6 protein-coding genes are annotated in these 6,873 nt (G+C 69.0%); all 6 read right to left on the bottom strand.

The features are described from left to right. Positions 1-1,154: glucose-6-phosphate isomerase (gene pgi / locus Q0480_RS16635; protein ID WP_299134625.1), on the bottom strand; the 1,154-nt coding region annotated here is incomplete at its 3' end. Between the two features lie 2 nt (positions 1,155-1,156). Next, entirely contained in the window at positions 1,157-1,798 is a 642-nt protein-coding gene (gene eda / locus Q0480_RS16630; RefSeq protein WP_299134623.1) for a bifunctional 4-hydroxy-2-oxoglutarate aldolase/2-dehydro-3-deoxy-phosphogluconate aldolase, read from the bottom strand. Between the two features lie 36 nt (positions 1,799-1,834). Continuing rightward, the gene (gene edd, locus Q0480_RS16625) at positions 1,835-3,643 is read right to left on the bottom strand and encodes a phosphogluconate dehydratase (RefSeq protein WP_299134620.1); all 1,809 of its coding nucleotides are present in this window, start codon (positions 3,641-3,643) and stop codon (positions 1,835-1,837) included. 20 nt (positions 3,644-3,663) lie between these two features. Further along, complete coding sequence (pgl, locus tag Q0480_RS16620; RefSeq protein WP_299134618.1) at positions 3,664-4,353, bottom strand: 6-phosphogluconolactonase; 690 nt, start codon at positions 4,351-4,353, stop codon at positions 3,664-3,666. Continuing rightward, the gene (gene zwf, locus Q0480_RS16615) at positions 4,350-5,807 is read right to left on the bottom strand and encodes a glucose-6-phosphate dehydrogenase (protein ID WP_299134616.1); all 1,458 of its coding nucleotides are present in this window, start codon (positions 5,805-5,807) and stop codon (positions 4,350-4,352) included. The genes pgl and zwf overlap by 4 nt, the downstream gene beginning before the upstream one ends. 19 nt (positions 5,808-5,826) lie before the next feature. Next, a complete protein-coding gene (locus tag Q0480_RS16610) occupies positions 5,827-6,762 on the bottom strand; it encodes a carbohydrate kinase (RefSeq protein ID WP_299134614.1) in 936 nt (311 codons plus the stop codon). Between the last annotated feature and the right edge of the window lie 111 nt (positions 6,763-6,873).

Here is a 6,873-nt window from a genome sequence, read left to right as displayed (position 1 = left end):
TGGTGGATCAGCTGGTAGAAGGCGTGCTGGCCGTTGGTGCCGGGCTCGCCCCAGACGATCGGGCCGCTGGCGCGACGCAGCGCCGAGCCGTCGAGCGCCACGCCCTTGCCGTTCGATTCCATGTCGAGCTGCTGCAGATAGGCCGGCAGGCGGCTGAGCCGTTGGTCATAGGGCAGCACGGCGCGGCTGGCATAGGCGCAGATATTGCGGTGCCAGACCCCGACGAGTGCGAGCAGCACCGGCATGTTGGCCGGTAGCGGCGCCTCGACGAAATGGCGGTCCATGGCATGGGCGCCGGCGAGGAAGTCGAGGAAGTTCTCCGGCCCGACCGCGATCATCACCGGCAGGCCGACGGCGCCCCAGACCGAATAGCGCCCGCCGACCCAGTCCCAGAAGCCGAAGACGCGGGCCGGGTCGATGCCGAAGGCCGCGGTCTTGTCGAGCGCGGTCGAGACGGCGGCGAAATGCCCGTCCGCCGCGGCGCCGAGCGAGGCGCGCAGCCAGGCCTGGGCCGTGCGCGCATTGGTCATGGTCTCGATGGTGGTGAAGGTCTTCGAGGCGACGATCACAAGTGTCCGCGCCGGATCGAGATCGGCGAGCACGTCATGCACATGCGCGCCGTCGACGTTCGAGACATAATGCGTTCGTGGCCCATCGTGATAGGGCGCCAGCGCCAGCGTCACCATCACCGGGCCGAGATCGCTGCCGCCGATGCCGATATTGACGACATCGGTGAAGGGGCGGCCGTCCGCCGCGGCGATGGTACCGTCGCGGACGCCGGCGGAGAAGGCGGCCATGCGGCCGAGCACCTCGTTCACTCCGGGCATGACGTCGGCGCCATCGACGAGCACCGGCGTGTTCGAGCGGTTGCGGAGCGCGGTGTGCAGGACCGCGCGGCCCTCGGTCACATTGATCGCCTCGCCGCGGAACATTGCGTCGCGATGGACCGGCACGCCGCGCGCCGCCGCCAGTTCGAGCAGAAGGGTAAGGGCGTGGGCGTCGAGACTGGTCTTGGAGAAATCGAGCGTCATGTCGCCGAGCGATACCGAGAATTCGCGGAACCGATCGGGATTGCGCTCGAAGAGCGCGGTGATATGGCGGTCGCGCGCGCTCGCGCCGGCGTCCATCAGTGCCTGCCAGATCCTGTCGGCCATGATTACCTCCCGAGCCTGCTCGCGGCGCGGGCAAGCGATTCGATCTCGCCCCATTCTCCGCCGCTCATCAGCGCCTTGGTGACCACCCACGAGCCGCCGACGCACATCACGTTCGGCAGCGACAGATACGAAACGGCGTTGTCCGGGCTTACGCCGCCGGTCGGGCAGTAGTTCATCTGGGGCAGCGGCCCGTAGAACGCCTTGAGCGCGGGGGCGCCGCCATTCACCTCGGCGGGGAAGAATTTCGCGACGTCGTAGCCGCGGGCGAGCAGGCGCATCGCCTCGGAGATGGTGGCGGTGCCGGCGAGCAGGGGCAGCTCCTCCTCCTCGCAGGCGGCGAGCAGTTCCTCGGTCACGCCGGGCGAGACGCCGAACTTCGCGCCGGCGGCCTTGGCGGCCTTGACGTCCTTCGGTCCGAGCAGGGTGCCCGCGCCGACCACGCCGCCGGGAACCTCGGCCATCGCCTTGATGACGTCGAGCGCGACCGGCGTGCGCAGCGTTACCTCCAGCACCGGCAGCCCGCCGGCGACCAGCGCCTCGGCGAGCGGGACGGAATAGGCGAGATCATCGACGACGATCACTGGGATGACCGGCGCGAGGCCGCAGATTTCCTTCGCATAGGCCGATGCGTCCTTGGGGGTCATCGCGCGAGGCTCCTTCTGGTGTTGGCAGGCGGCGGTTCAGAACAGCGGTGAGGCGCCGGCCTCGGCCGCGCCGACCTGGGCGCGGAAGGCGGCGAAGAGTTCGCGGCCGACGCCGTACCCGTTGGCGGACAGGTCCGGATGCACGTTCGGTCGATCGAGCACGCCGGGCGTCAGCACGTCGAGCGTGCCGGCGATGGCATCGACCCGCACGAGGTCGCCGTCGCGCAGTCGGGCGAGCGGGCCGCCATCCAGTGCCTCCGGGCTGACATGGATCGCCGAGGGCACCTTGCCGGAAGCGCCGGACATGCGGCCGTCGGTGACCAGTGCCACCTTCAGCCCCTTGTCCTGCAGCACGGCGAGCACGGGGGTGAGGCTGTGCAGTTCCGGCATGCCGTTGGCCTTCGGGCCCTGGAACCGCACGACGAAGATGGTATCGGTGGTGAATTCCCCGGCGCGGAAGGCGCGCTTCACCTCGTCCTGGTCGTGGAAGACGCGAACCGGCGCCTCGACGATCTGGCGCTCGATCGCGACGGCCGAGACCTTCATCACCCCGGTGCCGAGATTGCCCCGGAGCCGCCGGGTGCCGCCGGTCGCCTGGAAGGGATCGGTGGCAGGGCGCAGAATCTTGTCGTTGAGCGAGTGGTCGGCGCCGTCCTGCCAGACCAGCGCGCCGTCGATCAGCTTCGGTTCCTGTGAATAGCGCGCGAGGCCGTCGCCGGCGACGGTGCGGGTGTCGTCGTGGAGGAGGCCGGCGTCGAGAAGCTCGCCGATGAGAAAGCCGAGGCCGCCGGCGGCATGGAAATGGTTCACGTCGGCGAGGCCGTTCGGATAAACCCGCGCCATCAGCGGCGTCGCGTCGCTGAGTTCGGCGAAATCCTCCCAGTCGAGCAGGATGCCGGCGGCGCGGGCCATGGCGATCAGGTGGATCAGCAGGTTGGTCGAGCCGCCCGTCGCGTTCAGCCCGACGATGCCGTTGACGAAGGCCCGCTCGTCGAGCACGTCGCAGACCGGCGTGTACTGGTTGCCGAGCGCGGAGATCGCCAGCGCGCGCTTGGCACCCTCGATGGTCAGCGCCTCGCGCAGCGGCGTGCCGGGATTGACGAAGGAGGCGCCGGGCAGGTGCAGGCCCATGAACTCCATCAGCATCTGGTTGGTGTTGGCGGTGCCGTAGAAGGTGCAGGTGCCTGGACCGTGATAGGAGGCCATCTCGGCCTCCATCAGCTTGTCGCGGCCGACCTCGCCGCTGGCGAACTGCTGCCGGACCTTGGATTTCTGATCGTTCGGGATGCCGGAGGTCATCGGCCCGGCCGGCAGGAACACCGCCGGCAGGTGGCCGAACGTGGCCGCGGCGATGACGAGGCCGGGCACGATCTTGTCGCAGACGCCGAGATAGACGGTGCTGTCGAAGACGTCGTGCGACAGCGAGATGCCGGCCGCCATGGCGATGACATCGCGCGAAAAGAGGCTGAGCTCCATCCCCGCCTGGCCCTGGGTGACACCGTCGCACATCGCCGGCACGCCGCCGGCGACCTGCGCGGTGCCGCCCATCTCGGCGGCGGCGCGGCGGATGAGGGCGGGATAGGTCTCGAACGGCTGATGCGCCGACAGCATGTCGTTGTAGGCGGTGACGATGCCGAGATTGCCGGCGCTGTCGCCGACGAGGATCGCCTTCTCGCCGTCGGTCATCGCGGCGTAGGCATGGGCCTGGTTGCCGCAGGTGAGATGCGCGCGTTTCGGTCCCTCGGCGCGGGCGCGGGCCATGCGGTCGAGATAGGGGCGTCGGATCGGGGACGAACGATCGATGATCCGCTGGGTGACTCGGGCGACGGTGGCGTTCAGCGACATGGGCGGGCTCCCTCCCTTTGTCAGGCGGCGTAGTGGATTGTGACGGGGCAGGGCGCGGTCAGGGCGGCGCGGATCGGCGCCTCGGCGACCGGCCCCGCTTCAAGCGCGGTGTCGAGCGCGGCGAGCTTGTCGGCGCCGGCGATCAGCACGTGAATCACTCCGGCCCCGCGCAGGACGGCGGCGCTCAGCGTCAGCCGCGCTTCGGGCTGGTCGGGCGGATGCACGGCGACGATGTCGGGGGCATCCTCGGCCAGCGCGGCGGCGAGTTCGGGCGCGCCGGGAAAGAGCGAGGCGGTGTGCATGTCCGCGCCCATGCCAAGCACCAGCACATCGATCGGCAGGGCGGTGGCGACACGGCCGCGGATCGCCGCGAGGATAGGTTCGATTCCCGAGCCCAAGGCGTGGAAATGCAGGAGGTTCGCCCCGGCGGCGCGGTTGCGCATCAGGGTCTCGCGGATCAGCCGGGTGTTCGATCGCGGACTGAGCTCCGGCACCACGCGCTCGTCGGTCAGCATCACGGTGACCTCCGGCCAGTTGAGGTCCGCCTCGGACAGCGCCTCGAGGAACGGACCGGGCGTGGTGCCGCCCGGCACCGCCAGCGTCGCGCGGTGCTTCGTCGCGAGCGCGGCGCGCAGCTGGTCGGCCACGAGCTCGGCCAGACCGCGCATCAGCGTGTCGCGGTCGGGATAGAACTGGTGGGCGACGTTCACGCCTCGAACTCGCGCCACAGATGCCCCTCGGCGCTGGTCAGCTTGTACGCCTGGATCGGTCCGGCGCTGCCCTGATCGTAGGGCAGGGGCTTGGTGCCGGCGTCGTTCCAGGTCTTGATGATCGGATCGGTCCAGGCCCAGGCCGCCTCGACCTCGTCGCCGCGCATGAACAGCGTCTGATCGCCGCGGATCACGTCCATGATCAGCCGCTCGTAGGCCTCCGGCATCTCGCCTTCGGAGCCGAGAGCGTCGGCGAAGGTCATGTCAAGCGGGACCTCGATCAGCCGCATTCCGCCCGGACCCGGATCCTTGATGGTGACCCGCATGGTAATGCCTTCGTTCGGCTGCAGCCGGATGATGAGGGCATTGCCGCGCATTGCCTCGACCTGCGGAAAGATCGTGTGCGGCGGCTGTTTGAAGACCACTGCGATCTCGGAGAAGCGCGAGCCGAGCTTCTTGCCGGTGCGCAGATAGAAGGGCGTGCCGGCCCAGCGCCAGTTCGAGACATGGACCTTGAGCGCGACGAAGCTCTCGGTGCGGCTGTTCGGGTCGCCGACATGATCGAAATAGCTGCCGTCCTTGCCGCTGGCGCGGTACTGGCCGCGCACGGTATCGCCGAGCGTCAGCGGATCGAGCGCGCGGATCACCTTCAGCTTTTCGTCGCGCACCGCGTCGGGATCGAACTTCGAGGGCGGCTCCATCGCGGTGAGGCAGAGGAGCTGCATCATGTGATTCTGCACCATGTCCCGCATGGCGCCCGACTTGTCGTAATAGGCGCCGCGACCGGAAACCCCGATCGATTCCGCGACGGTGATCTGGACGTGATCGACGTAATGCGCGTTCCACAGCGGCTCGAACAGGGCGTTGCCGAAGCGGATCGCCATCAGGTTCTGCACCGTCTCCTTCCCGAGATAGTGGTCGATGCGATAGATCTGGTGCTCGTCGAAATTGCGCGAGAGTTGCGCGTTCAGCGCCTTGGCCGAGGCGAGGTCGTGGCCGAGCGGCTTTTCCACGACGATGCGGCTGGCCGGGGTGGCGATCCCCGCCTTGGCGAGCCGGTCGGAGATTTCGGAGAAGAGCGCGGGCGCGACCGAGAGATAGAAGGCTCGGACATGATCCGGCTTTTCGTCCAGCTTCTTGGCGAGCGTGCTCCAGCCCTGCTCGCCCACCGCGTCGATCGGCACATAGTCGAGCGAGGCGAGGAATTCCTCCAGCAGTCCCTTGTCGAGCTTCTCCTCGCCGATGAATTCAACCAGCGCCGCGCGAATGCTCGTGCGAAACTCCGCGCGGCTCATCTTGGCACGGGCGGCGCCGATGATGCGCGCGCCGGCCGGAATCTGGTGCACCGACAGGCGGCGATAGAGGCTGGGCAGGATCTTTCGATGCGCGAGATCGCCCGTGGCACCGAAGATGACGAGGTCGAACGGCTGGACTGGGATGACTGTCGAAACCAAGCGGTCTATCCTTGTGCGATCATGAAACGAGGAGCTCTTCGGCGCGCGGCAGGTCGGCGCCGCGGCGCGAGCAGGTGATCGCGGCCGCGCGCGCCGCGTAGTCGAGGATCCGCGCGAGCCGGTCGGAGTCGAGTCCGTCGAGCGCGCGGATCGCGCCTTCGGGATGGGAGACCAGCTGGGAGATCAGCGCGGCCTGGAAGGTGTCGCCGGCGCCGACCGTGTCGATGACCTTGACCGGCGGCGGCGTGGCGCGGCCGAGTGGCCCGTGCGCCGCCCAGCCATGCGCCGCCTCGCCGCCGTCGGTGACGACGACGAGCTTCACGCCCTTCGCCAGCCGGTCGGCGGCGAAATTCTCGGCCGAATGGCCCGGATGCAGCAGCTCCAGATCCTCCGCGCTGATCTTGATCAGGGTCGCGAGCGGATAGAGCGCGGCGAGCCGTTCGCGCCAGACGTCCATGTCGGGCTCGACGGTCGGCCGGACATTGGGGTCGAGCGTGATGAAGCGTGACCGCTCCGCCGTCGCCAGCGCGGCGAAGGCGTCGGCGACCGGGGCGGCGGCGAGGCAATAGGATCCGAAATGCAGACCGACGATGTCCGTCCCGATGCGCGGCAGGTCGGCCTCGATCACGCCGGTATCGGCGGAGCCGTTGTCATAGAACTGGTAGGCCGGCACCCCGGCGGCGTCGAGGCCGACGAGGCTGAGCGTGGTCGGCCGATCGGTCGGGATCGCATAGTCGGTCGAGACGCCCTCGGCGCGCAGCACCGCGACCAGCCGCTGGCCGAGCATGTCGGTCGAGAGGCCGGTCAGCAGGCCCGAGCGGATGCCGAGCCTCGACAGGCCGATCGCCACGTTGAAGGGCGAGCCACCGGCGCGCGCCGCATAGGTCGCCGCCACCGGACCGGAGTCGGTCTCCAGAAAGAAATCGAAAAGCGCTTCGCCGCAGACCAGGAACATCGACCGCATCCCCCTCGGTCAAGGCGGCCCGAACGGGGCCCGCCGACTCAGACTTCACTCGACGCGGGTTCGCAGTGCAAGGCCCGCGGCCCCACCGCCGCTGTCTGACAT

Origin of the sequence: uncultured Amaricoccus sp., assembly GCF_937891315.1 — a bacterium.
GTDB lineage: Bacteria > Pseudomonadota > Alphaproteobacteria > Rhodobacterales > Rhodobacteraceae > Amaricoccus.
This window is presented reverse-complemented; position numbering and strand designations above follow the sequence as displayed.

Excerpts from the sequence above, each read along its gene's own strand:
- eda (WP_299134623.1), bottom strand. The coding sequence starts at position 1,798 with ATGACCCCCAAGGACGCATCGGCCTATGCGAAGGAAATCTGCGGCCTC.
- edd (WP_299134620.1), bottom strand. The coding sequence starts at position 3,643 with ATGTCGCTGAACGCCACCGTCGCCCGAGTCACCCAGCGGATCATCGAT.
- Q0480_RS16610 (WP_299134614.1), bottom strand. The coding sequence starts at position 6,762 with ATGTTCCTGGTCTGCGGCGAAGCGCTTTTCGATTTCTTTCTGGAGACC.